The 1,713-nt window shown below is 43.5% G+C and carries 1 protein-coding gene; it reads right to left on the reverse strand.

Features of this window, described 5'->3' with window-relative positions:
* Positions 1-1,713: amino acid adenylation domain-containing protein (locus BV375_RS00075; protein ID WP_143841909.1), on the reverse strand; the 1,713-nt coding region annotated here is incomplete at both ends.

Below are 1,713 nucleotides of genomic sequence, written 5' to 3' on the forward strand. Positions count from 1 at the left end.
TGCGCATATGATAGCGGTAGTGATTCTCTGTTGCTTAGTTTGGGAATTTTTTGTAATTGGAGGTTATCATCCCCAACCTGATGCTGGTCAATTTCTTGCGCCAATTCTGCGATCGTGGGATGAGCAAACAACGATGGCAATGAAATAGCTATGGAGAAGGCTTGGCGGACGCGGGACACAACTTGAGTGGCTAGTAATGAATGTCCACCCAACTCGAAGAAGTTGTCATTGATGCCTATAGGTTCTATACCTAGAACTTTCTCCCAGATTTCTGCTACGACCTTTTCTGTAGAAGTGCGGGGTGCGACAAAGTTAGTTGTCAAACTCAGGCTTGATGTATCTGGTGCTGGCAAAGCACGGCGGTCTATCTTGCCATTAGATGTTAATGGCAAAGCGTCCAGCATCACGAAAGCCGAAGGTACCATATACTCTGGCAACTTTTCTTTGAGGAAGCTACGCAGTTCGCTAATCGTAATGATTGAGCCAAAGTTAGGAACAATGTAAGCTACAAGACGCTTGTCACCAGGAACATCTTCCCGAACAATTACTACCACCTGTTGCACTACGGGATGTTGACTGAGTAAAGTTTCTATCTCTCCTAACTCGATGCGAAAGCCACGAATCTTCACTTGATGATCGATGCGACCGAGATATTCCAAATCTCCATTGGCTAAATATCTTGCTAAATCCCCAGTTTTATAAAGCCGCGCCTTTGGATCGTTACTCAAGGGGTGAGCAATAAAAGCTTTTGCAGTCAAATCGGGACGATTGAGATAGCCACGAGCTAAACCTGCACCTCCCACATACATTTCCCCAGGAACACCAACAGGAACTAACTGTCTATGTTGATCCAGCACATACAATTGCAAGTCAGGAATTGGACAACCAATCACACTACCTGCTCCCGGTCTCAAATCATCTTCTGTGATTGGACGATAGGTAACATGAACAGTAGTTTCTGTAATCCCATACATATTTACTAACCTGGGAGACTCGTATCCATGACGAGTGAACCAAGGCTTTAAGCTTTGAATTTCTAATGCTTCCCCGCCAAATATCACCCAACGCAGAGCCAATTCCCCAGGATTAGCGATTGTCTGCTCTGTGCGAATTAATTGTTGAAAAGCTGAAGGAGTTTGATTGAGAACAGTAACTTTTTCTTTGCAGAGTAATTCATAGAAGGCTTCGGGAGAACGGCTCACTAAATAAGGCACGACAACTAACCGTCCGCCGTAAATTAAAGCACCCCAAATTTCCCACACAGAAAAATCAAAGGCAAAGGAGTGAAACAGCGTCCACACATCTTCTTGGTTGAAGTGATACCAATGTTCGGTGGCGTTAAATAAGCGGACTACATTGGAGTGATTAATTAATACACCTTTGGGTTTACCTGTAGAACCAGAAGTATAAATTATGTAAGCTAAGTTTTCAGATGTTACCGAGCTTATGGGGTTTTCTGAACTGTATTGAGATAGGATTTCTCTGTCAGAATCAAGACATAAAACTTGAGTATGGTTTTGAGGAAGATTGTTTAATAATTGCTCTTGCGTTAGTAGTACTGACACTTGAGCATCTTCTAATATAAAAGCGAGGCGATCTTGCGGATAATTTGGGTCAAGTGGGACATAGGCTCCGCCTGCCTTGAGAATACCTAACACTCCCACGATCATTTCTAGGGAACGCTCGACACAGATACCCACAAGTACTTCTGGG

The sequence above is a fragment of the Nostoc sp. 106C genome, from assembly GCF_002154725.1.
Taxonomy (GTDB): domain Bacteria; phylum Cyanobacteriota; class Cyanobacteriia; order Cyanobacteriales; family Nostocaceae; genus Aulosira.